Annotated in this window: 23 protein-coding genes; 13 read left to right on the top strand and 10 right to left on the bottom strand. The window is 62.1% G+C overall.

Going from position 1 to position 21,195, the window contains the following annotated elements:
* The first annotated feature begins 118 nt into the window (after positions 1-118).
* Positions 119-670, top strand: coding sequence for a CreA family protein (locus QX034_RS31710; protein ID WP_315703566.1), 552 nt, complete (start codon positions 119-121; stop codon positions 668-670).
* A 319-nt stretch (positions 671-989) separates the two neighbouring features.
* Positions 990-1,349 carry a hypothetical protein gene (locus QX034_RS31705; RefSeq protein WP_315703567.1) on the top strand — a complete coding sequence of 120 codons (360 nt, stop codon included), beginning with the start codon at positions 990-992 and terminating at the stop codon, positions 1,347-1,349.
* A 42-nt stretch (positions 1,350-1,391) separates the two neighbouring features.
* Here QX034_RS31705 and QX034_RS31700 read toward each other — a convergent pair whose 3' ends face one another.
* Positions 1,392-1,664, bottom strand: coding sequence for a DUF6719 family protein (locus QX034_RS31700; protein WP_315729504.1), 273 nt, complete (start codon positions 1,662-1,664; stop codon positions 1,392-1,394).
* Positions 1,665-1,916: 252 nt separating this feature from the next.
* Between QX034_RS31700 and QX034_RS31695 the strand changes: the two genes are divergently transcribed.
* The 3 genes from QX034_RS31695 to QX034_RS31685 all read left to right on the top strand — a co-directional run bounded on the left by QX034_RS31695 (position 1,917) and on the right by QX034_RS31685 (position 4,499).
* The gene (locus tag QX034_RS31695; RefSeq protein ID WP_315703569.1) at positions 1,917-3,200 is read left to right on the top strand and encodes an ArgE/DapE family deacylase; all 1,284 of its coding nucleotides are present in this window, start codon (positions 1,917-1,919) and stop codon (positions 3,198-3,200) included.
* Between the two features lie 120 nt (positions 3,201-3,320).
* A complete protein-coding gene (locus QX034_RS31690) occupies positions 3,321-3,719 on the top strand; it encodes a PaaI family thioesterase (protein ID WP_315703570.1) in 399 nt (132 codons plus the stop codon).
* A 156-nt stretch (positions 3,720-3,875) separates the two neighbouring features.
* Complete coding sequence (locus QX034_RS31685) at positions 3,876-4,499, top strand: GNAT family N-acetyltransferase (protein WP_315704264.1); 624 nt, start codon at positions 3,876-3,878, stop codon at positions 4,497-4,499.
* A gap of 138 nt (positions 4,500-4,637) precedes the next feature.
* Here the strand turns inward: QX034_RS31685 and QX034_RS31680 are convergent, their stop codons facing one another.
* The 3 genes from QX034_RS31680 to QX034_RS31670 all read right to left on the bottom strand — a co-directional run bounded on the left by QX034_RS31680 (position 4,638) and on the right by QX034_RS31670 (position 6,555).
* Positions 4,638-4,943, bottom strand: a complete 306-nt coding sequence (locus tag QX034_RS31680; protein ID WP_315703571.1) for a hypothetical protein — start codon at positions 4,941-4,943, stop codon at positions 4,638-4,640.
* Positions 4,944-5,020: 77 nt separating this feature from the next.
* The gene (locus QX034_RS31675) at positions 5,021-5,719 is read right to left on the bottom strand and encodes a DUF2161 domain-containing phosphodiesterase (RefSeq protein ID WP_315703572.1); all 699 of its coding nucleotides are present in this window, start codon (positions 5,717-5,719) and stop codon (positions 5,021-5,023) included.
* A 155-nt stretch (positions 5,720-5,874) separates the two neighbouring features.
* Positions 5,875-6,555 carry an SDR family oxidoreductase gene (locus QX034_RS31670; protein ID WP_315703573.1) on the bottom strand — a complete coding sequence of 227 codons (681 nt, stop codon included), beginning with the start codon at positions 6,553-6,555 and terminating at the stop codon, positions 5,875-5,877.
* Positions 6,556-6,702: 147 nt separating this feature from the next.
* Between QX034_RS31670 and QX034_RS31665 the strand changes: the two genes are divergently transcribed.
* Both QX034_RS31665 and QX034_RS31660 read left to right on the top strand, forming a co-directional pair.
* Complete coding sequence (locus QX034_RS31665; RefSeq protein ID WP_315703574.1) at positions 6,703-7,401, top strand: SGNH/GDSL hydrolase family protein; 699 nt, start codon at positions 6,703-6,705, stop codon at positions 7,399-7,401.
* A gap of 91 nt (positions 7,402-7,492) precedes the next feature.
* Positions 7,493-7,711, top strand: a complete 219-nt coding sequence (locus QX034_RS31660; protein WP_315703575.1) for a hypothetical protein — start codon at positions 7,493-7,495, stop codon at positions 7,709-7,711.
* A 191-nt stretch (positions 7,712-7,902) separates the two neighbouring features.
* On the opposite strand, the gene QX034_RS31655 is transcribed toward QX034_RS31660, so the two are convergent.
* Positions 7,903-8,130 (bottom strand): DUF2735 domain-containing protein, encoded by a 228-nt coding sequence (locus tag QX034_RS31655; protein ID WP_315703576.1) that lies wholly within the window; start codon positions 8,128-8,130, stop codon positions 7,903-7,905.
* Positions 8,131-8,671: 541 nt separating this feature from the next.
* Between QX034_RS31655 and QX034_RS31650 the strand changes: the two genes are divergently transcribed.
* From QX034_RS31650 to QX034_RS31635, 4 genes are all read left to right on the top strand, one after another.
* Positions 8,672-9,706, top strand: a complete 1,035-nt coding sequence (locus tag QX034_RS31650; protein ID WP_315703577.1) for a glutamine synthetase beta-grasp domain-containing protein — start codon at positions 8,672-8,674, stop codon at positions 9,704-9,706.
* A gap of 174 nt (positions 9,707-9,880) precedes the next feature.
* Complete coding sequence (locus QX034_RS31645; protein WP_315704265.1) at positions 9,881-10,711, top strand: tetratricopeptide repeat protein; 831 nt, start codon at positions 9,881-9,883, stop codon at positions 10,709-10,711.
* Positions 10,654-11,358: a hypothetical protein gene (locus tag QX034_RS31640; protein WP_315729506.1), complete on the top strand. Its 705-nt coding sequence runs from the start codon at positions 10,654-10,656 to the stop codon at positions 11,356-11,358. The genes QX034_RS31645 and QX034_RS31640 overlap by 58 nt, the downstream gene beginning before the upstream one ends.
* A gap of 162 nt (positions 11,359-11,520) precedes the next feature.
* Entirely contained in the window at positions 11,521-13,143 is a 1,623-nt protein-coding gene (locus tag QX034_RS31635; protein WP_315703580.1) for an ABC-F family ATP-binding cassette domain-containing protein, read from the top strand.
* Positions 13,144-13,239: 96 nt separating this feature from the next.
* On the opposite strand, the gene QX034_RS31630 is transcribed toward QX034_RS31635, so the two are convergent.
* The 3 genes from QX034_RS31630 to QX034_RS31620 form a co-directional block, all read right to left on the bottom strand.
* The gene (locus QX034_RS31630; protein WP_315703581.1) at positions 13,240-13,485 is read right to left on the bottom strand and encodes a hypothetical protein; all 246 of its coding nucleotides are present in this window, start codon (positions 13,483-13,485) and stop codon (positions 13,240-13,242) included.
* Between the two features lie 191 nt (positions 13,486-13,676).
* Positions 13,677-15,758 (bottom strand): methyl-accepting chemotaxis protein, encoded by a 2,082-nt coding sequence (locus tag QX034_RS31625; RefSeq protein WP_315768867.1) that lies wholly within the window; start codon positions 15,756-15,758, stop codon positions 13,677-13,679.
* Positions 15,759-15,909: 151 nt separating this feature from the next.
* The gene (locus QX034_RS31620; protein WP_315703583.1) at positions 15,910-16,344 is read right to left on the bottom strand and encodes a DUF1810 domain-containing protein; all 435 of its coding nucleotides are present in this window, start codon (positions 16,342-16,344) and stop codon (positions 15,910-15,912) included.
* 219 nt (positions 16,345-16,563) lie between these two features.
* Between QX034_RS31620 and QX034_RS31615 the strand changes: the two genes are divergently transcribed.
* Positions 16,564-17,601: a DUF2778 domain-containing protein gene (locus tag QX034_RS31615; protein ID WP_315703584.1), complete on the top strand. Its 1,038-nt coding sequence runs from the start codon at positions 16,564-16,566 to the stop codon at positions 17,599-17,601.
* A 66-nt stretch (positions 17,602-17,667) separates the two neighbouring features.
* Positions 17,668-17,925, top strand: a complete 258-nt coding sequence (locus QX034_RS31610; RefSeq protein WP_315703585.1) for a hypothetical protein — start codon at positions 17,668-17,670, stop codon at positions 17,923-17,925.
* Positions 17,926-18,236: 311 nt separating this feature from the next.
* On the opposite strand, the gene QX034_RS31605 is transcribed toward QX034_RS31610, so the two are convergent.
* Both QX034_RS31605 and QX034_RS31600 read right to left on the bottom strand, forming a co-directional pair.
* Positions 18,237-19,337, bottom strand: a complete 1,101-nt coding sequence (locus tag QX034_RS31605; protein ID WP_315701243.1) for an IS4 family transposase — start codon at positions 19,335-19,337, stop codon at positions 18,237-18,239.
* A gap of 1,252 nt (positions 19,338-20,589) precedes the next feature.
* The gene (locus QX034_RS31600) at positions 20,590-21,030 is read right to left on the bottom strand and encodes an ester cyclase (protein WP_315703586.1); all 441 of its coding nucleotides are present in this window, start codon (positions 21,028-21,030) and stop codon (positions 20,590-20,592) included.
* Between the last annotated feature and the right edge of the window lie 165 nt (positions 21,031-21,195).

Genomic DNA, 21,195 nt, shown 5'->3' with positions numbered 1-21,195 from the left:
ATCACGTTAAACGAGCTCGCGATCAGGCGCTGTCGGATCCCTTCCTCACAGCCTTTTGTGTTCCTACATGGGCGGAAGTCGGGTGGCGCCTTGGCGTCGCCTAAAATGGGAGATTAAGATGACGTTTGGCTCCGTCGATCTGCGTAATCGGGGACTGAAAAGCCTCACTTTGCTGCTGCTTGTGGGACTATTCTCACCCATCCTATCCGCCTCGGCAGCCGACGAGCCCGATCTCATCTTCCGTCGCTCCACCGTCTTCAAGCTGCTCAGCCCCAACGACAAGCTCGCGACCTATGGGGTCGACGATCCGGAGGTGGACGGCGTGGCCTGTCACTTTACCGTGCCGGAAAAGGGCGGTTATACGGGCTGGCTCGGGCTGGCCGAGCAGGTGTCAGACATTTCATTGGCTTGCCGGCAGATTGGCCCAATCAAGTTCAAGCGCAAGCTTGAGCAGGCCGATGATATGTTCCGTCAGCGCCGCTCGCTCTTCTTTAAAAAGATGCAGATCGTTCGCGGCTGCGACGCCAAGCGCAACACGCTGGTCTATATGGTCTACTCGGACAAGCTGATCGAGGGATCGCCGAAGAACTCCACGTCCACTGTACCGATCATGCCCTGGGGCAATGCCGATAACGGCGTGGTTCAGAAGTGTGGCGACTATATTCAATAAGAGAGCATTCAATGAGAGGGCGCGGATGCTTCGCAATGGAGCGGGGCTCGGCGGACTGAGTTCCGAGGTTAAGATCCGGACGTAAGCATTTGAAAGCTCAAGGACCTGGGTTTGTTTCGTCGGAAGCTTGGGGATGAAACAATTCTGTCGGGGATGAAACCATTTTCCGCTTGTCGCGCAGAACTGACGAAACCCGCGACGGTTATCCACCTCAGTGGTGATACCCGGTTGAGGGCAGAGGGAGGCGGTCGGACGGTCAGATCAGCCCACTTGCCATCGCATGTCGCCCCTGAAAGAACCTGAGGAACAACGGCTCACCATGCTGCTCCGTCTTGGTCTTGCGGCCCTCGCCGTCTGCTTCAGCCTTCAGCCTTCGGTCCACGCGCGTCCGAGCGCGAAACTGCCGGATCCCCCGGGAGATTTCGTGCGCCAATGTGCGCCGCACATGCTGGGCCGGTGGGCGCACCCGGAGGAAGTGTGTTCGTGTCTTCACGACCACGCTGCAGCCCTCGTTGAGGACAACGACCTGCGCGAAGCCTTGTTGCGCGGCATCAGCGAAACCGGTGTTCCGACTATCGAGACCGATTGGGTCCCCCCGGCGAAGCGATCGGAAATCGGGCCAACCTTTACCAAGATCGCCAAGCCCGTTCTTCAGTGCATGTTCGATCCTGCCAAATAGCCGCGATCGCTGCTGCGCGCGGAGCGAGGCACTCTGGCGAGGCTATCTCTTGGGTCCGAAACGCGGGATGCACTGCCTCGCTCGTTCGACACCGGCCGACGTCATCTTGGCGCCGGACACCTCTTTGACCTGACCCGCCGGGCAAGTTCCGTCATCGACCATCACGCGTTGTCCGAGTCGGAGATCGGTGATGTCCTGCTCGCGGCCGATATATTGGGCTTTGGCGGGTGCGATGAGGATCACCGCAAGTATCAGGCCCCCGATCAGCCGGGACGACGGCCGACCGTGGCGAATCGTTGATAGTTCCGCGCCCATTACTTGCTCTCGATCTTCTGCCATTGGCCCCGCCATCTGATCTACGACAGCCGACCGCTTCGAGGCTAAATCGAGACATAGCCCAGTACGCCGATCATCCGACGGAATATTGCGTTTGACGGACATCCCGAAGGACGACCGCATGCGCCAATGTAGGGGGACATCTGCGATTCTGAAAGCGCGCCCAAAAAGCGTGCCATCGGATGCAAAACTGTGATTTGATCGCTCTGAGTAACGGGAATGTTTAATGCGATGATCACAAAAGATATTGCGCACCGCATCGTCGATGCGGTCGACGAGAGCTTTGACCGACAATTGGCGACGACCCGCGACTTCGTCGCGATCCCTTCCACGCGCGGTGCGGAAGGGCCTTGCCAGGACATGATTGGCGATCTGTTGCGCGAGCGCGGCTACGAGGTCGACGATTGGCACATCGACCTCGACGAGTTGAAGGATTTGCGCGGCTACGGTCCGGTCGAGACCGATTTCTCCAAGGCCCGCACCGTGGTCGGAACCTATCGTCCGTCCAGTAGCGCCGGCAAATCGCTCATTCTCCAGGGGCATTGCGACGTGGTGCCCGCCGGCCCGCTCGAGATGTGGGAGACCCCGCCGTTCTCCCCGGTAGTCAAGGACGGCAAGATGTACGGGCGCGGTGCCTGTGACATGAAGTCCGGCACCATCGGTGCGCTCTATGCGTTGGACGCAATCAAGTCCGCGGGGCTGAAGCCGACGGGACGAATTCATTTCCAGTCGGTGATCGAGGAGGAAAGCACGGGGATCGGTGCGCTCTCCACCTTGCACCGGGGTTATCGGGCCGACGCCTGCTTCATTCCCGAGCCGACCGACTGCAAAATGGTGCGTTCCCAGGTCGGCGTGATCTGGTTTCGCCTAAAGGTTCGCGGCTTCCCGGTCCATGTCTTCGAGGCCGGATCCGGCGCCAACGCGATCACGGCGGCCTACCACCTGATCCAGGCACTCGAGCAACTCGAGGCCGAATGGAACGGCCGCGCCCAGAGCGATCAGTACTTCAAGACGCTCCAGCACCCGATCAACTTCAATCCCGGCATCATCAAGGGCGGGGATTGGGCCTCCAGCGTGCCCGCCTGGTGCGACGTCGACTGTCGCATCGCCATCCTGCCGGGGTGGTCAGTGTCTGAATGTCAGAACGAGATTCTGGCCTGCGTTGCGGCGGCCGCGCGTCATCATCGCTTCCTCTCCAACAATCCGCCGGTCGTGGAATGGTCGGGCTTCCTCTCGGAGGGCTACGAACTCACTGGCGCGGCGGAGCCGGAGGCTGCCTTCGGCCGCGCCTACGATGCCGTGTTCGGCGGTGACGTGGAGGATCTCGTCTTCACTGCGCTGACCGACACGCGGTTCTATGGACTGAACTACGACATCCCGAGCCTTTGCTTCGGTGCGAGCGGTGCCGCCATGCACGGCTTCAACGAATTCGTCGACCTCGAATCGCTGCGCAAATCGACCAAGGCGACTGCGCTCTTCGTCGCCGAATGGTGCGGCGTGGAAAATGCCGGCTAGGAACGAGCCGTCCCGGGCAATGACCTCGCACGTCGTTGCCTGGGCCCACGGCGTAGGCCAATCTCCGCAGCGTCCTCCGCTCAGCGGGGGATGGGGGGAGGGCATGACGCCTCTTGAAACATGACGCCTCTTGAAAAGATCAACGCGCTCAAAATGCCCTTTGCGGAACTGAAGGGTGTCACGTTTACCGAGGCCCATCCGGATCGGGTCGTCGCTCGCATGCTGGTGCGTTCCGATCTCTGCACGCTGAACCACACGATCCACGGCGGCGCCGTGATGGCACTGGCTGATTCGGTCGGTGCAGCCGCGACCGTCGTCAATTTGCCGGAAGACGCCAAGGGCACGACCACGATCGAGAGCAAGACCAACTTCATCGGCGGCGCCAAGGAAGGCGCGACCGTGATCGCAACAGCCAGCCCCATTCATCGAGGGCGCCGTACCCAGGTGTGGCAGACTCGGATCGAGACGGACGACGGTAGGCTGGTCGCTGTCGTGACGCAGACTCAGCTCGTGCTTTGAGGAACTCCGCCGAGATCACGGGCGGCCAAGCGATGTCGCATGGGTTTCATGATCTTTCAGTAGATTTTCGGGCTTGAAATACATGTTGCGATGCACAATATAGCGTCTGTCTAGGGATCGACGCCTCCTCGAGGGTTGCCAAGAGGAGATTTTGCTTTGCCACAGGTAGATGTTTTCCGTCCGCGGCCGGGCTTCGGCTATGTGCGGACGCTCAGCCAGCACGAAGAGCTGCCGCTGCTGCGTGACCATCTGCTGCGACTCGATCCGGAAAGCCGTCACGATCGATTCAACGGCTTCCTGGATGACAGTTTCATTGAGCGCTATGCCGCGAAATGTGCTGCGGACGGGACGGTCATCGTTGCGTACATGGAGAATGGGGTCGTGCGCGGCGCCGCCGAGCTGCATCCGCCGGAGCAGTCCGAGGATGGCCTGCCGGAGGTCGCATTCAGCGTGGAGGCTTGCGTGCGTCGGCGCGGCGTCGGCAGCCTGTTATTTCAAAGGGTGATTTCGGAAGCGCGCTGGAAGGGATATGGCAAGCTGCGGGTTACCACTGGTGCACAGAACCATGCCATGCGCGCCCTCGCTGCGAAGTACGGTGCGCACCTGGTGTTCAGCCACGGCGAATCGACCGGTACGATCGATCTCGCTCAACAGCCGCAGGACGAATTGGCAAAGCTCGTGATCGAGACTCCGATCGCTGCGGCGCGTGCCATCTACAACTTGAATCGGGCTTGCTGGAAGCTGGTGACGCGCATGTACGGCACCAAACACGCCGCCTGAGCCCGGCAACATTCGACGACTATAAAGAACAGCGCGTGGCGGTCGATCGCCACGCGCTGTTTCGTCGAGGAAGGGGCGCTTGGGCTGGAGCGTGCCATGCGCTCGCTTGCGGCGAAGCCTTACCGGAAAGGCGTGGCCTCAGGTGCCCGTGCGCTTGTCGATGCTGAAGCGCCGGACAGTGCGGCGTTCGACCACCACGGCGCGCTGCTGCGTGCCTTGGTCCGCGGTGATGAAGCGGGTTGCCGTCCGGGCGGCGACTCGGCTGGCCTTCTTCACTTCCGGCAGCACCTGCTCAAGCGGAAGGCCCATCAGCGCCGACGCGATCTCAGCCTGAGCCTGCACATCGTCGGTGATGCCGGATGCAGCGAAAATCGCCTCTTCGAGGGTCGGCGGGTCACGCCGGACGCGCCGGGGGCCATATTTGGTATTCCAGTCTTCGCTCATTGGGGCCTCGTGAATGATCCGGGATACCTAGAAGGGCGAATGTTGCATTGCAATATAAAATCGACGCGGCAAGCCTGTTATGCGTTCACCACGTCGCGATTTCCGACTTCTGTGCCCTGCATGTGGGTGTGCTGCGGCCAGCGGCGCAAGGCGGCGCGGCCGGATTCCGTCAACGCGTAGACGCCGCGCTCGGTACGGTCGAACCAGCCATAGACATTGCGCAACAAAATTTTGGCTGCATCCGGAATCTCCGGACGGAGATCACGCACGCGCAGCGGTCCGGCCGCCAGCGCCGACGCACAGGCCAGCGCCTGCTGACGATAGGCCGTCATGATCGGGGCGCGGGTCGAACCACCCAGCACCGGATCGCCCTTGCGGCGCTGATGCTCCGCGACCAGGCGCGAACGCTTCTTGGGGTTACGGCGCGGTGCGCTGGTCGGCGGAGACACGAGGACTTCGACATCGTCTCCGGCCGTCACCCCGAGCATGCCGAAACCAAGCCTGCGGCAGAGATTGCGATAGCGTGCATCGCTCTCGCGGCCCTTGCCGCGGGTCGACAACCTCGCCGCAACCCAGACCTCGTCACAGGCGCCGGCCCGGTCGACGGCCTGCAGCAGCAGTTCCAGATTGAAGGCTTGCTTGAGTTCGCAGATCACCACGATCGGCGGCTCGTCGCCCTTCAGCGCAACCACGTCACAGCCGCCAATCTCTCCCTTGACGGAGAGGCCAAGGGTCTCGAGGAAGCGTTTTACGGGCAGGTACAGCGCGGTTTCCAAGGCCGATCCAGAGCAAGCGAATCAGGACGGCCAAATCTAGCCTCATGTCCCGACCCAGGGCAGATCAAAAATGGCAGATCAAAAATGCCAGACCAAAATCAGCGCGCGGCCGGCGATTTCTTGGCCGGAGCGGGCAGGGGAGGTGTCGGCTCTGGCTAGACGCGACCTGCGACCGGGATCAACGCACCGGTGACGCCGCTTGCCGCCTCGCTCGCCAGAAACAGGATGACTTCGGCGATCTCCGGCGGCGTCACCCATTTATCGAATTCTGCCTTGGGCATCGCCGCGCGGTTGGCGGCCGTATCGATTGTCGAAGGCAGCACCGCATTGACCGTGATCTTGCCTTTCCACTCGGCAGCCAGCGCCTCCGTCAGGCGGTGGACGCCGGACTTTGACGCGGCATAGGGGCCCATGCCTGCGCCGGCCTGCAGCGCGCCCATCGCACCGATATTGACGATGCGGCCTGTCTTCGATCGAACAAGATGCGGAATTGCGGCGCGCGAGGCATGGAGCGCGGTCAGCACGTTGAGCGCATGCATTTTCTGCCAGGCGGCGTCGTCGCCATCGGCGACCGTCTCGAATGCGAAGGCGCCGGCGATGTTGATCAGTGCGTCGAGCGATCCGAAATGTGCGGCGACGGAGTCGAGCGCCGTTTTGGCTTGCTCAGCGTCGGAGAGGTCGACGCCGCCGAGTTCGATGCGGTCATCGCTCGCCGGAATTTCGGCTTGAGCGTGATCGATCCCTGCCACGCGAGCACCCCGGGCCAACGCGAGTTCAGCGACGCTCCTGCCGAGCGCGCCCAGTGCTCCCGTAATGACGACGACCGTTCCGTTCATTGCCCATCAATCCCAACTCACGCCGATCGGCGCCATAGTCCTAATATCGGCAAGGTCCTAATATCGGCAAGCGCGCCATGACTTGCAATGGTCGCGGCTTCACGGCACAGCTTGTACTCGCGATGGCGATGGCGGTCGGAGACGCAGATGACGGACGCACCAATCCGCAATCCCGATCTTGATCCGGTCAGATTTGAGCATCCACTCAAGCACCTATCCGAAAGCCTCAAGCGGCGGCGCAAAACGAGAATTGTGGCGCTCGGTTCATCGTCGACCGCGGGCGCAAATGGGATCTTGGCTTTTCCCGCCCGGCTCGAATGGCTGCTGCGGCAGAACAACTATGGGCGCATGATCGATGTCGTCAATCGCGGCATTGGCGGGCAGGAGGCTCCGGAAGAGTTGTCGCGCTTCGAATGCGACGTGCTTGCCGAGCAGCCGGCGCTGGTGATCTGGCAGGTCGGGACCAATGCGGTCTATCGGAGCATCAGCTACAATCCGGCTGCCGTGGAGGCCGCGATTGCGGTCGGGCTTGATTTGTTGGCCGAACAGCCAGTGGATGTCGTGGTCATGGACCTGCAATACACGGCGGCATTGGTGAATCTCGCAGAGAAGCTCGCAATCGCCGAGGATATTGAGCAAAGGATCGAGAAGGTCTGTGCCGCGGCCAAGGTGAATTTGTTCAAGCGTTGGGCGCTGATGAAGCGTTGGTGCACCGAAGCGCAGATTCCGCTTGCCGCGATGGATGACGGTGGTGATGACCATCTTCATATGAGCGAGTGGGCCACCGCATACACCACCGCGGCGCTCGGGCGCTCGATCATGTCCGCCGTGAATCCGGAAGTATAATTGCTAAAATTTGCCGTACTTTCGTAAGCGGATCGCGACGGACCGCAGATTAGCTTCAGCGCCTGTAATTGAGGGGTGTTGGAGCATTGCCATGATGAGACATCTGCCGGACCATGGTTTGCCGCTGGTGCAGCTCAAGGAGCAGCGGCGCGATCTCGTCGTCGCCTTGCAGAACCGCACCGGTCCGGTCAGCGGCTGGGAATTGATGCAGATCGCCGCCGTTCAGCAGGCCATTTCGGCGTTCGAAGAAGTAATCGCCGATCTGGACGCGATGGAAGCGGCAGAGACGGAGTCGAACGAGGCTGCCTGATCCCGGCAGGGCGGGCGGTTCGTAGAATGACTGAGCGGGAGCGTCTGCCGGCGCGCCGCATTTCAGACTGCATCCGTAAGCTGAAGATCGCCTTGCGATTGAAGCCGTCAAATGAAAAGGGCCGGAACGATGTCGTTCGACCCTTCAGTATCTGCACCAATCCGCGATGGCCCTTTCACCTCTCGACGGCATCAGCGGTCCCACGCCGGCTTGGCTTCTTGGATCGCCTCGTCGTGATACCAGCTGCCCGAATAGATTGTCGGTTGTCCGGTTTGAGCGGCTGGCTGCGCGATTGACTTGGGCGAAGTGTTGGGCGAGCTCTGACCTTCGCCATAGGATCGGCCGCCAAGAGCGGCGCGGCCTCCACGCGGGAATTGGTAGATCCTGGCGGATCCCTTCGTGTCGGAGGCTGAGTTCATTGTCGTTCTCCCTTCCATCGGAACACAACCTGATGGTGCGCCCGACTCGTTCTCTTGGGGGTACTGGGTCGATATCGGTCCTGCCTTCAGAAATGCAATCTGATCAAAACAAAATCAGCCGTTGCGTAATTTGAAGGCAGTTTTGGCTTTGCTTTCCCTAAGGCAGCGGGCAACTGACTAACGCTTGAGCCGGATCGAAGGTTGCTGGCCGGACGCCGCGGCTTTCCGAAAATTTCCATCAGCTGCCAATGCCGTGATCGTCAGGCTTGTGGCGCTGCGGCAAATGCCCCTGAATCAAGCGGGATTCCGTCATGAAACCTTCGCGACGCCGCGTGCGCCGTCTCATGTCCTGCGCTGGTTTGCCGCACCAAGCCGCGGAGTGATCGCAAGGCTGAGCTGAAGGGGCTGTCTTCAGCCGACTGCGGCGGGACGTCGCGGGTTGGCATGCTCCATGCTTAAGACTGCGCTGGCCGATCGTGGCCGGGTAAGCGGGGTGCGCTCGATACAGCGCCCCCACCTTTCGATTAGACAGAGAGGCTCAATGACAAAGTACAAGCTCGAGTACATCTGGCTCGACGGATACAAGCCGGTGCCGAATTTGCGCGGCAAGACTCAGATTAAGGAATTTTCGTCCTTTCCGACCCTGGAACAGCTGCCTCTTTGGGGCTTTGACGGCTCGTCGACGATGCAGGCCGAAGGCCATAGCTCCGACTGCGTGCTGAAGCCCGTGGCCGTGTTCCCGGATGCCGCTCGCACGAATGGCGTGCTCGTCATGTGCGAAGTGATGATGCCGGATGGCGTGACCCCGCATCCGTCGAACTCGCGTGCGACGATTTTGGACGATCCTGACGCGTGGTTCGGCTTCGAGCAGGAGTACTTCTTCTATAAGGACGGCCGTCCGCTCGGCTTCCCGGAGTACGGTTATCCGGCCCCGCAGGGCCCGTATTACACCGGCGTCGGCTACAAGTTCGTCGGCGACATCGCCCGCAAGATGGTCGAAGAGCATCTCGACCTCTGCCTCGCGGCCGGCATCAATCACGAAGGCATCAATGCCGAGGTGGCGAAGGGCCAGTGGGAATTCCAGATCTTCGGCAAGGGCTCGCGCACCGCGGCTGACCAGATGTGGATTGCCCGCTACCTGATGCTGCGTCTGGCAGAGAAGTACGGCGTCGACATCGAATTCCACTGCAAGCCGCTCGGCGACACCGACTGGAACGGCTCGGGCATGCACTGCAACTTCTCGACCAAGCACATGCGCGAAGTCGGCGGCAAGGACTACTTCGAGAAGCTGATGGACGCTTTCAAGGAGGCCCGCGCCGACCACATCGCCGTGTATGGTCCGGACAACCACATGCGCCTGACCGGCAAGCACGAGACCGCCTCGATCGATACCTTCAGCTGGGGTGTTGCCGACCGCGGCGCGTCGATCCGCGTGCCGCATTCCTTCGTCAACAACGGCTACAAGGGCTATCTGGAAGACCGCCGTCCGAACTCGCAAGGCGACCCCTACCAGATCGCGTCTCAGGTGCTGAAGACGATCTCCTCCGTTCCGACCGGCGCGAAAGCGGCGGCGTAAGTTCGACGTTACGACCCCCGGGGCAGGGGGCTCACTGCGATGATCCGCCAGAGCTGATCGCTCTGGCGGATCATTCGCTTTGGGACTTGAGACAGAGCGTTGGTCCGGCATCGTCCAGCTCTCGATGCTACGATGGCGCTTGAATTTACCGGCGCGCCGCCGCACCCTTGTCGCATGCCAAAGCTGCTTCCCGTCCTCGGCCTTGCTCTGCTGGCGCTCGCATCCGGACCGTCCGGCGCACATGCGCAATCCGCCGATCTCGTCCTGTGCGATCGCATCGCGGCCGATCCTTCCGACCCGGACAAGCCGTCGGACATCAAAGGCGTGACCGAAATTGCGCCCGCAGATATTCCGACCGCGATCAGGTTCTGCAAACAGGCCGCCAGCGCCGCCCGTCGTGCGCTGTTCGAGCTCGGTCGCGCCTACGCCGCCAACAAGCAGATGGCGGAGGCAATTGCGGCTTGGCGCAGGGCTGCCGATAAAGGTTCGACCTCAGCCATGGTGGAGCTCGGCGTTCTGTATGCAACCGGCGCCGGCATGACCAAGGACGAGGCGCAGGCCCGGAAGCTGTTCGAACGTGCGGCCGAGGCCGGCAATCCGCGCGGAGTCAGCAACCTCGCGGCGCTCGGCGGGAGCGGCACCTCGTCCGCCGATCCGGCCCGTGCGCGCGACCTTCTCGCCAAGGCTGCCGAGACCAACCCGGAGGCCCAGTACCAGCTTGGTCTGATGCTTGCGGAAGGCAAGGGCGGTCCGCAGGATGACGTCGCGGCGCGCGCGATGTTCGAGAAGGCGGCAGGACAAAATCATCCGGGTGCACTGGAGCGAATGGGGGCCTTCGCCGAGCAGGGACGTGGCGGCACAAAGGATCGCGACCTCGCCAAGAGCTATTACCAGCGTGCGGCCGACCTTGGCGATCAGGATGCCAAAAAGGCGTTGAAGCGCCTGGAATGTCCATTCGTCTTGAAGGACAAGCGCGGCAATCTCGTCAGCAATCTGTGTTTCTGACGAAGGACGCATGTCCGGTCTTCGTGGATCGTCTGACGGTCGAGAGGGGGCCCCGCAACCTTGATCGAGCGCAAGCACGGGTTCAATCTGGGACGGTAATAACGTCCTGCGTCGCGGACCCACGACCGATCTTCGGGTGGCGTGTCCCGGTGGGCGGGGAAATGGAGTTCGACATGAAATGGCGTGGTTTGGTTGCAGTGCTGCTGGTCGCGTGTGGCGCAATCCCGCTTGCAGTTGCGCAATCGGGGCTCGATGCACCCGGTAACGACCGCAATACACCGCGGCTCGGTGACATCATGACTCGCATTCAGGTCCGGCACGCCAAATTGTGGTTTGCTGGCCAGGCGCAGAACTGGGAGCTCGCCGCCTATGAGCTGGGCCAGCTGCGGACCGGGCTGGCCGATGCGGCCGTGCTCTACACGGGCATTCCGGTCGACAACGTCACCACCATGATGGGGCCGATCCAGTCGATCTCCGGAGCGATCGATGCAAAGGACGGAAAGAGCTTTGTCAAGGCGATGAATACGCTGACGGACGGCTGCAACGCTTGTCACGGTACCATCGGACGGAGCTTCATCCTGATCCGCCTTCCGACTGAAAATCCGTTCAGCAACCAGATATTCCGGTTGCCGGGCGGCAAAAAATAGCCCGCTCGGTTCACCGCAGGTGATCGGCCGGCGAGCGGAGAAGAGCCCGTCCGGACCGAGCCGAGGCTCCGGCCCGAGGCCTGTATTTTTCGAAATTGCGCCTTCCAACGCGGTGCAGCATGAACTAAGAGCGGCGGCAACACGTCCACGCTCCGAGCCCGCATGATCCGCCTCGACAACGTCAGCAAGCAAGTCGGCCACCAGATCCTCTTCATCGAAGCCTCCGCCGCCCTGCAAAGGGGCGAGAAGATCGGCTTGGTCGGACCGAACGGTGCGGGCAAGACCACATTGTTCCGCATGATCGCGGGCCAGGAGCATCCCGACGAGGGGCAGGTCGCGGTCGATCGCGGCATCTCCATCGGCTATTTCAGCCAGGACGTCGGCGAGATGTCCGGCCGCAGCGCGGTGGCCGAGGTGATGGATGGTGTGGGTCCGGTCTCCGCGGTGGCGAGCGAGCTGAAGCAGCTCGAAGCGGCGATGGCAGATCCCGACCGCGCCGCAGACATGGACGAGATCATCGCCCGCTATGGCGAGGTGCTGGCGCGGTTCGAGGAACTCGATGGCTATGCGCTGGAGAGCCGCGCGCGCGAGGCGCTGGCCGGCCTCGGCTTTTCCGAGGAGATGATGGACAAGGACGTCGGCGTCCTGTCCGGCGGCTGGAAGATGCGGGTGGCGCTGGCGCGCATTCTCCTGATGCGTCCCGATGTGATGCTGCTCGACGAGCCGAGCAACCATCTCGATCTCGAAAGCCTGATCTGGCTCGAGCACTTTCTCAAGGGTTATGAAGGCGCGCTGCTGATGACCTCGCACGATCGCGAGTTCATCAACCGTATCATCGACAAGGTGGTCGAGATCGATGCCGGCCAGCTCACCTCCTATTCGGGCAATTACGAGTTCTACGAGCAGCAGCGCGCGCTGAACGAGAAGCAGCAGCAGGCGCAGTACGAGCGTCAGCAGGCGATGCTCGCCAAGGAGATCAAGTTCATCGAGCGCTTCAAGGCGCGGGCCTCGCATGCCGCCCAGGTGCAGAGCCGCGTCAAGAAGCTCGACAAGATCGAGCGGGTCGAGCCGCCGAAGCGCCGCCAGACGGTGGCATTCGAATTCCAGCCGGCGCCACGCTCGGGCGAGGACGTGGCCGCGCTCAAGAACGTGCACAAGCGCTACGGCAGCCGGCGGATCTATGAGGGGCTCGACTTCATGATCCGCCGCAAGGAGCGCTGGTGCGTGATGGGCGTCAACGGCGCCGGCAAGTCGACGCTGCTGAAGCTCATCGCCGGCGCGGCGGAGCCCGATGACGGTGCGGTGACGATCGGCGGCAGCGTCAAGATGGGCTACTTCGCACAGCACGCGATGGATCTGCTCGAGGGCGACCGCACCGTGTTCCAGTCGCTGGAGGATGCCTTTCCGCAGGCGGGGCAGGGCTCGCTGCGCGCGCTCGCCGGCTGCTTCGGCTTCTCCGGCGACGACGTCGAGAAGAAATGCCGGGTGCTGTCGGGCGGCGAGAAGGCGCGGCTGGTGATGGCAAAGATGCTCTACGACCCGCCGAACTTCCTGGTCCTGGACGAGCCGACCAACCACCTGGACATGGCGACCAAGGAGATGCTGATCACAGCGCTGGCCGAGTTCGAAGGCACCATGCTGTTCGTCTCCCACGACCGGCATTTTCTCGCCGCGCTGTCGAACCGCGTGCTCGAGCTGACGCCCGAGGGCATCCACCAATATGGCGGTGGCTACACCGAATATGTCGCGCGGAGCGGCCAAGAGGCGCCGGGCTTGCGGAGCTGATGCGCGAGAACGCTTAGTCTCCTTCGTATGCTCTTCGTTGCAACGGACCCCGCCGCAAAGGGCGGGGACCATTGGTCACCGTGATCTGCGTCCGGATCAGCCGCCGGCTTCGCACTTCTTCATGAACGAGGTCTTGGCGGCGCCCGCGAGCTTCTTGCCGTCGGAGCCGACGGCCTTGGCCGCACAAGCATCGGCCGTGCACTTCTTCATGAACGAGGTCTTGGCCGCACCGGCGAGCGGCTTGCCGTCCTTGCCGACCGCCTTGGTCTCGCAGGCATCCTGAGCAAAGGCAGAACCGGCGGCGAAGGTGGCGAGCGCGGCAATCAGAAACAATTTCCTCATCGTCATCTCTCCTTGGGACAAATAACGCGGCGGATCGGACCCTTAAATCTTGGCCCGATCAAGTTTCCTGTCGCTGCTATCACCTGAAATATCGCGTTACCTCCTGCGCTTGTCGCGCTGCGGTCGCTGCCGTGTCGCAAAAAAACGACGAGGGCGGTAGCTGCGTATGCCCCGGCGACGTCTCATGCTGCTTATGCCGCGCGCACCTCCGACAGGAAGAGCGTGACCTCGTCGGCGAGATCGCGGGATTGCGAGGACAATTCCCCGGCGGCGGACAACACCTCCTGGGCGGCGTTGCCAGTCTGGTCGGCCGCCTGCTGCACGCCGGCGATGTTGGCATTGACGTCCTGAGTGCCGCGTGCGGCGTCCTGGACGCTGCGCGAGATTTCCTTGGTCGCCGAACCCTGCTCCTCGATCGCCGAGGCGATGGCCATGCCGATCTGGTCGATCTCGGTGATGACGTGAACGACATCCTGGATCGCGGTCACGGTCTCGTCGCTCGCGGTCTGGATCGCTGCGATCTGCTCCGAAATCTCGGTGGTTGCCTTGGCGGTCTGTTCGGCCAGCGATTTGACCTCCGAGGCGACGACGGCAAAGCCGCGTCCGGCCTCGCCGGCGCGGGCAGCTTCGATGGTCGCATTCAGGGCCAACAGATTGGTCTGTTCGGCGATGTTCTGAATCAGGGTGACGACGTCGCCGATCTTCTGCGCGCCCTCCGCGAGCGATCGCGCGGTGTCGCCGGTGCGACGGGCGTTGTCGACCGCGCGCGCCGCGATCTGGGTGGACTGAGCGACTTGGCGGCTGATCTCCGAGATCGAAGAGGTCAGTTCTTCGGTGGCGCTGGCCACCGTCTGGACGTTGCCTGACGTCTGGTCCGACGCCGCCGCGACGAGGCCGGCCTGCCGATTGGTCGAGGCCGCGGTCGAGGACATCGATTTTGCGGTATTTTCCATCGCCCCGGACGCGCGGGTGAGGCCGCTGATCAGTTCGCTGACCTTCGCCTCGAACTTGCGGGCGAGCTCGTCCATCATCTGTGCGCGCCGCATCTTGACGTCGCTCTCGGATGCCTTCTCGGCCGCAAGCCGATCCGCGGTGATCATGTTGTTCTTGAAGACGCCGACGGCCGCAGCCATCGCGCCGATCTCGTCTTTGCGCGCCAGACCGGAAATCTCGGCACTGATGTCGCCTCCGGCGATACGTGACATCGAGACGGTCAGGTCGACGATGGGGCGGCTGATGCGGCGGCGGATCATGCCGATCAAGGCCGCGCTGGCCGCGACAAAGGCAACAAGCACGATGAGAGCGAGCGTGAAACTCACCCGTGCCGCAGAATAGGCGGCCGACAGGATCTGTTCGGCATGATCGTAAAACGCATCGCGCACTGCGATGATCGCGTTCAACCCGCGTTGCGATTCGACGAAGAAGGCGTCCGCGTCGTGCTCATACTTTCCGGTCGCGGCGCCATCCTTCACCATCTTCAATTCCTGGCCGAAGCGCTGCGTGTAGGCTTCGTTCATCCGCTCCAGTGCCGCGACGACGTTGGGAGGGGTTCCCGGACTGGTCCGCAACTGATCGAGCGTCAGCAGGATCTGATCGGTCCGGCCTTGCGTCCGGTACAAGTCCTTGATCTCGGCCTCAGTGGCACTGCGCTTGGCCCCGACCAGCGCCTTGTGGGTGCTCGCATTGAGGCCGCCGATGTCGCGCAACGTCCAGGCGACATTCGCGTAGGTGGCCTGCCGGTAGGCGTCGCCGTCGAGCAGCGCGAGCTTGCGAACCTGGCCGTCGAGCAGGGCGGTGACGGCGGCGTTGAACTTGGAATTCTCGGCAACGACGGCCTTGGCCGCATCGCGGCGGGTTTCGGCGGCGCCAGCCATGGCGCGATCCATCATGTCGCGCAGCGACGAAAACCGGGTCTTCAACGCATCGATGTCGCCGCCGAGCGCGGCGCTTTCGTCAAGAGCGCTGGACAGCGATCTGCGGAGCTCAAGCATCTTGGTGACCGCGCCATCGGTGTTCTTCCGATAGGTCTCCAGATCGCTTCGCATCTTGGGATCGATGGCGGGCGGCCCAAACAGGATGTTGGTGGTGAAGCCGCGCTCGGAATTGAGATAGCGCGGAATGTCTCCGACCGCCCTGACGATCGCGAGCCGTTCTTGCGCAACCGAGACCTGCTGCATGGTCTGATATTTCGCGGTCGCGACGTAAAGCGCGAGGCCGCCGCCGACCGCCGAGAGCGAAACGACGGAAATCGTGAGCAAAGTGCCGAGCTTCATGCGACTGGACCACCACGGTAAAAGACGCGTTAAGGCGGAACCGTAAGTTGCGGGTATTAATCGCCGGTTATCCTTGCCGAGTTCTGCGACCATAACGCGCAGTGGTAGGGAGCCTTTCTCCCCACGTCTCCCGTCCGGCGGAATCAGCGGACTAGGTTCGCAGCCGGTCCAGAAGATCGAGCGTCGCCTGGTCCTTCTCGCCTCCGTAATATTTGTCGATCGCCTGGGCGAAGATCGGCTGATTCGCCACCGCGTCGAACAACGTCATCGACGAGCGGAATTTGATGTCGTCGGGCGAGCCAAGAATGGCGTGAATGGTCTTGCCGCTCACCTCGAGCACGAGGCGCGTGCATTCGAGGAGCCGCGAACCAAGGATGGGATGGGCGAGATACGCCTCAGCCTCCGCGCGCGAGCGGATGGCGTAGCGTTGGGCCATGGCGGAAAAGCCGAGGCCGGCAACCTGCGGGAAGATGAACCACATCCAGTGGCTCTGCTTACGGCCCGCGGCAAGCTCGGCGACGACATGTGAATAGAGTGGGTCCTGGGCTGCGACGAAGCGGTCCAGATCGAAGGCGGATGTGGTCATGACGGGTCTAACCCCTTGTTTCAAAATTGAATTTCAAGTGGACGGGGCTGAAAGCCCGGCCATGCGCCTCCTCTTGAGGGGCGGCAAGTTTTGCTGTCATCGGGCGACCTTGGTCTAGATTATGCCGCACTCTTGTCCTTCCTATGTCACGACGAGTCGAATCCCCCTGGGGTCGGTCGCCTTCGCCAGGTGAACCGATGGGGGCATACTGGGGTTGCGATGGCTTCTACCGAAGCAAGCGTAGACATGCTGCTGACGCGTGACCGCTTCGGACGGTCCGAGGTCGTCGCGCTGTTGCTGGCCGGGCTTGCCATTTCTGCGGGGGCCGCCGCCTGGATCGGCGCCGATGCCGATCGGGCGCCGTTGGCCGCCGCTGCGATTCCGACGGCCCCTCAGATCTCCTTCGAAACGCGTTTCGCGCCGGCAGCTGCCTCGGCCACCGCCTATTCCGAGAAAGACGCCATTCGGGCGCTTGATCGCTTTGCCTCGCGCGGCTTCGACCGGCAGCTCCTCGATGCGCGCGCCGCGTTGGTGATCGGCATGGGATCGCGCAACAGCGGCTCCGGCGACACGGCCGCCGGCGATTGGCGGCCCGCCCTGACGGAAGGCACCGGCGTCACGATGCCGGCGCCCGGGGTGCCTCTGCCACGACCGCGACCTGTAGCGGCCAATCAGCCGACGAGCCTGCTGGCTTCGGCCGTGCCGGGCGACGTCGGGATGCCGGGCGATGACCGCTCCTTCCTGCAAAAGCTCTCGGATCTCTTGCCGAGCCCGGCCAAGCTCGCCTCCCTGACGCCGGACAGCGGCATCCGCCCCGGCGTGGATCTCGCGGCCCTCGGCTATGACCGCCAGACGGCGGTCTATGACATCACGGCAAAGATGGTCTATTTGCCGTCCGGCATCGGCCTTGAAGCCCATTCCGGCATGGGGGGGCTGCGGGACGACCCCGAGCACGTCAATCAGCGCATGGTCGGCGCAACGCCGCCTGCTACCTACGAGCTCAAGCCGCGTGAGAAGCTGTTTCACGGCGTTCGGGCCCTCCGCATGACCGCTGTAGAAGGCTCGGCGCTTGGGCGCGTCGGCCTGCTCACCCATAGCTACATGCTCGGTCCCGATGGCGATTCCAACGGCTGCGTGTCGATCCGGAACTATGATCGCTTCCTGAAGGCCTACGACGACGGCGAGTTCAATCGGCTCGTGGTCGTCACCAGGCTCGACAGCGCTGCGTTCACCAGGACCGCGCTGAAATCGGAGTAGTGATACCTTGCTGCGCCCCTGCGCGATCGCAGCGCCCAATCTCGTCGCCCGTCCCGGAGCTGGCCGATGAGCGATCCTGCAAGCTCTGAGACACGGCTGCGCACCACCTTCAACATCAAGGTCAACGGCAAGTCGGTCGCGATTTCGACGGTGGGACAGGCCTATCAGTTCCTGGCCAGCCTCAATGCGGTCGAATGGATGGAGTTCAGATCGCTGCACGGTCAGGCGGTGTCCGCGCTCGAGGCTGCCGCTGACAACGCGATCATGACAGTGCAAGCGACCAATGCCGTGCGCACGCTGTTCGTCCACGCGAAGATGTTGTGAGCGCGGGAAAGTCCGGAGCGGGGGCTGTCCGCCGTTCGCGGCGCTACTCATGACCGTCACCGTCTCGCGGCGCTGATACGCCCGAGTTATCGAAGCCGGGACCCTCACAAGATGGAGGGCGCAGGGAATGCCGCATAGGCGTTAAGGTAGCGCGAGCATCGATTGATACTTGCGTTTTCGAGGAGGCTCGCGAAGGTGGCGCCCCAACGCGCGTTTTCTGCGGCGCAAGCAACGGATGGTTGGTTGTGGAATGATTGCTTGCAGCAAGGATGCAACGAGCTGCTGCAGGACCCGCCAAGCGCCAGGCGTCGTTAAGCGGCCTGCGTCCAGTGGGGAGAGTCCTCGAAGTCGCTGGCAAGCGGCTCGAGCAACAGGATGATCAGGAGGTGGGCCAGCAGGTAGGGCTTGGCAGAGCGCGGATCGGTTCCTGGCGGCGTCTTGAGGCCAATCAGACTCTTCAGTCGCTTGAACCCAAGCTCGATCCGCCATCGCAATCGATAGAGCGCAAGCACATCTTTGGTGGAGAACTCGTCCCGCGCGAGCGACGTGATCAGAATGACCCAATCCGCAGCCTCCAAAGTTTCTTTGGAGATGATGCGGTTTTCATCTTTTGCGTCTTGCCGGGCTTTACGCCGAGAAGCAGCAGCCGCACCGGTGGGCTTCTTGATTGCGACCAGACGCATAGCCAGAGGCGCGCCGCCCTTGCGCTTGATCCAAATCTCCCGATCGACCAGTCCGCGCGCCTTCGCGGCACGCAATTGGGCCATCAGATCGAACGGAAGGCCTTTGGCGTCAAGCCAACGTGCGTTCTTCCAGCCCGCTCGGATCAAAACGTCGGCCCCGGCTTCGCGGACGGCCGCAATGCGGTCAGGTTGCAGATAAGCGCGGTCAGCAATGCGGATCTCGTTCTTGACCACTGGTATCCGGTCAAACGTTTCGCCCTCTTGCTGATCTGTCAGCTCGAAGTGACCAAAGCGCTCATAGGGCAGATCAAATGCGCTATGAACGCGCCAAAGCTCACTGTTCTTGCGCGCAGCCGGTCCCGCCTGAGGCACTGTCGTCGCATCGATGATGCGGATCAGGCGGCCTTGGCTCGCCTTCGGAGCTGCCGCAGCGAGCAAGCCCTCCACCAGCACCGCAAACCAATCACCACATTGACGCAGCCGATAGAACAACGCCACGCTGGTGAGGTCGGCAAGGCCAACAGAAGCCGCCCATGCGGCTGTCGATCTCAGCCCTCTTTCACCCAAACAATAGGCCAGCATCAGCCGAAGTAACGTCACCGCATCTGGAATCTGCCGCCGACGCGCGAAGGCCTTCGTCTGGCGCGCAGTTTTCTCGAGCTGCGCAGCCCCGCCCAGCTGCGCAACCACTCTCGTCCAGTCCTCGTTCAGGAGCGATTCGTCTGCCATCCCCTGTTCGAATCACGGCGGATTCCAACACTCAAGCATAAACTTAACGCCTATGGGGAATGCCGGGTGAAGGCCTCACCCATGGCCCGCCTGCAACAAAGAAAGCAGGCGGCAGTCACCACAGGTTAAGCCGAACATCCGGCATTCCCTGCGCGATGGCTTTACGTCTTATACGCGCTCTCCTCAGGGACCGGCTCTCTTGCCCCTGTCCACGTGATGCGGAGCATCATCGCGCTGCGACAACGCGTGAACGCGTTGTGCAGGACGCCAGCACCGGGGCGCCAGGACCACACGATTTCGACGTCCGCAAAGCATCGTTCGTCCGCGCTCAATGAGCGCTGCCGATGTCTCGCGGCCACCGCCTCCCTGCCTCGCGTGTCGTGACGATCGCGCGCAACGCCCCTCCGTGGTGAGGCAGGATGGCGATAGAAAAACATGATTTCCGAAAATACGAAACAGGAAAATTTTTCGCGGCCAGACTGGACAGGCCGATTTGCGTTGAAATCGCTGGCGAACTTCGTGTTTCGGCGCGGGCGGTTTTGATATGCGATCTGACCGGGATAGCCATAAAATTCACGAACGACTATGACCGCTGCGGATCAAAGCGGCCATCGGTCCCGACCTGCTTACTTCTGGTCGAGGTCCGAAAGCCGACATCGCGGGCGCAGACCGGAAGGTCCGGGACGGGCCAAGCGACGACATCGCAGGCGTGTCATGATATGGGGAGGACGCCAACGGCCCCAGTCAATGAGATTCATATGATAACCGACCGAAACGTGCTGTCCGTTAATGTCGAATACGTCATTGACGCGAATGGCACGAAAACGGTTCTGGTGGTCGAGACCGACTTGCAGCTAGACCCTCCCGAAATCGATTTTGACAAGGCAGCAGTCGATGCGCTTTGCTCTGATCTAGAGCGGCATCGCGCGTCAAATCCCTACATCGACGCTGTCAGGCTCGTGAGAAGGCGGCTCGCGCCAGCTGAGCCGATAAGGCTAACCGGAACGCTCGGTGACCATCGAATTAGGACAGCCCCTAACTCAATCTAGAGGAACGGCTCATTCCATCGGATGCCCGCTGCACGGGCCTCATGCAGCCGTCGAACCCGTTCGCCGGGATGTCGGCTTGTTCACCGACAGCGGCAGAAGACCAGACATCCTCCGACCGCCGCTTAAGGCCAAACGCGGAAGTGGCTCTATTTATCGACCAGCGCGTAGCAGCTGGTATTTCCAATCTCGTTTCAACCCGCGCCTTAACGACCTTCCGCTCCAAGCTGGCGAAGAAAGCTGCGGTAATCAGTCCGCACCCACTCTTCGAGAAGACGACCTTTATCGTCAAACCGGAAGATGTTTGACAAATCCCAAATTACCCGTTCGCCGTTCGGAGGCAGAGGGCCGGCCGGTGAATGTGTAAACTCATGGACAAATCTTCCCTCGATCCACGTCTGGCAGGCTACGTAGTTGCCCTCGACGACGATGATACCCCGACGGATTGAGCGATCATCAAACGCTGCGCGTACGGACTTGAAGTAGTTGGTGAGCCCGCCGTAGTCCGTCTCGAAGCCGCCAGGTCCGTGGAAGCGGAAATGCTCCGTGTCAAAGTAGCTGTCAGTCTCTGACTGATCCCCACCGATGACTTCAAGTTCACCCGCCTTGACCAACCGGGCAACGAGTTCGTCGCGTGAGAAATTCACTGTCATCTCCCTTTAGACCGTTCACGCTCAATCTAGCGCTGGTCCCACTACAGACCAAGCCCATTGCGGAGGTCCGCTTCGGGTCAACAGCCGCCTGTCGGTCTCGTGATCGATTGCTTCCGGTCATGTCCGGGGTGCGGACTGCCGCCGCGCCCGACCGGGAAG

Origin of the sequence: Bradyrhizobium sp. SZCCHNR3119, assembly GCF_032487775.1 — a bacterium.
Classification (GTDB): domain Bacteria; phylum Pseudomonadota; class Alphaproteobacteria; order Rhizobiales; family Xanthobacteraceae; genus Bradyrhizobium.
This window is presented reverse-complemented; position numbering and strand designations above follow the sequence as displayed.

Bases quoted from the DNA above. Each gene is read 5' to 3' on its own strand.
- QX034_RS31620 (WP_315703583.1), bottom strand. From the start codon at position 16,344: ATGACCACATCCGCCTTCGATCTGGACCGCTTCGTCGCAGCCCAGGAC.
- QX034_RS31695 (WP_315703569.1), top strand. From the start codon at position 1,917: ATGATCACAAAAGATATTGCGCACCGCATCGTCGATGCGGTCGACGAG.
- QX034_RS31710 (WP_315703566.1), top strand. From the start codon at position 119: ATGACGTTTGGCTCCGTCGATCTGCGTAATCGGGGACTGAAAAGCCTC.
- QX034_RS31640 (WP_315729506.1), top strand. From the start codon at position 10,654: ATGTCCATTCGTCTTGAAGGACAAGCGCGGCAATCTCGTCAGCAATCT.
- QX034_RS31680 (WP_315703571.1), bottom strand. From the start codon at position 4,943: ATGAGCGAAGACTGGAATACCAAATATGGCCCCCGGCGCGTCCGGCGT.
- QX034_RS31645 (WP_315704265.1), top strand. From the start codon at position 9,881: ATGCCAAAGCTGCTTCCCGTCCTCGGCCTTGCTCTGCTGGCGCTCGCA.
- QX034_RS31660 (WP_315703575.1), top strand. From the start codon at position 7,493: ATGATGAGACATCTGCCGGACCATGGTTTGCCGCTGGTGCAGCTCAAG.
- QX034_RS31630 (WP_315703581.1), bottom strand. From the start codon at position 13,485: ATGAGGAAATTGTTTCTGATTGCCGCGCTCGCCACCTTCGCCGCCGGT.
- QX034_RS31700 (WP_315729504.1), bottom strand. From the start codon at position 1,664: ATGGGCGCGGAACTATCAACGATTCGCCACGGTCGGCCGTCGTCCCGG.
- QX034_RS31625 (WP_315768867.1), bottom strand. From the start codon at position 15,758: ATGAAGCTCGGCACTTTGCTCACGATTTCCGTCGTTTCGCTCTCGGCG.
- QX034_RS31665 (WP_315703574.1), top strand. From the start codon at position 6,703: ATGACGGACGCACCAATCCGCAATCCCGATCTTGATCCGGTCAGATTT.
- QX034_RS31605 (WP_315701243.1), bottom strand. From the start codon at position 19,337: ATGGCAGACGAATCGCTCCTGAACGAGGACTGGACGAGAGTGGTTGCG.
- QX034_RS31650 (WP_315703577.1), top strand. From the start codon at position 8,672: ATGACAAAGTACAAGCTCGAGTACATCTGGCTCGACGGATACAAGCCG.
- QX034_RS31705 (WP_315703567.1), top strand. From the start codon at position 990: ATGCTGCTCCGTCTTGGTCTTGCGGCCCTCGCCGTCTGCTTCAGCCTT.
- QX034_RS31635 (WP_315703580.1), top strand. From the start codon at position 11,521: ATGATCCGCCTCGACAACGTCAGCAAGCAAGTCGGCCACCAGATCCTC.
- QX034_RS31670 (WP_315703573.1), bottom strand. From the start codon at position 6,555: ATGAACGGAACGGTCGTCGTCATTACGGGAGCACTGGGCGCGCTCGGC.
- QX034_RS31690 (WP_315703570.1), top strand. From the start codon at position 3,321: ATGACGCCTCTTGAAAAGATCAACGCGCTCAAAATGCCCTTTGCGGAA.
- QX034_RS31655 (WP_315703576.1), bottom strand. From the start codon at position 8,130: ATGAACTCAGCCTCCGACACGAAGGGATCCGCCAGGATCTACCAATTC.
- QX034_RS31610 (WP_315703585.1), top strand. From the start codon at position 17,668: ATGAGCGATCCTGCAAGCTCTGAGACACGGCTGCGCACCACCTTCAAC.
- QX034_RS31615 (WP_315703584.1), top strand. From the start codon at position 16,564: ATGGCTTCTACCGAAGCAAGCGTAGACATGCTGCTGACGCGTGACCGC.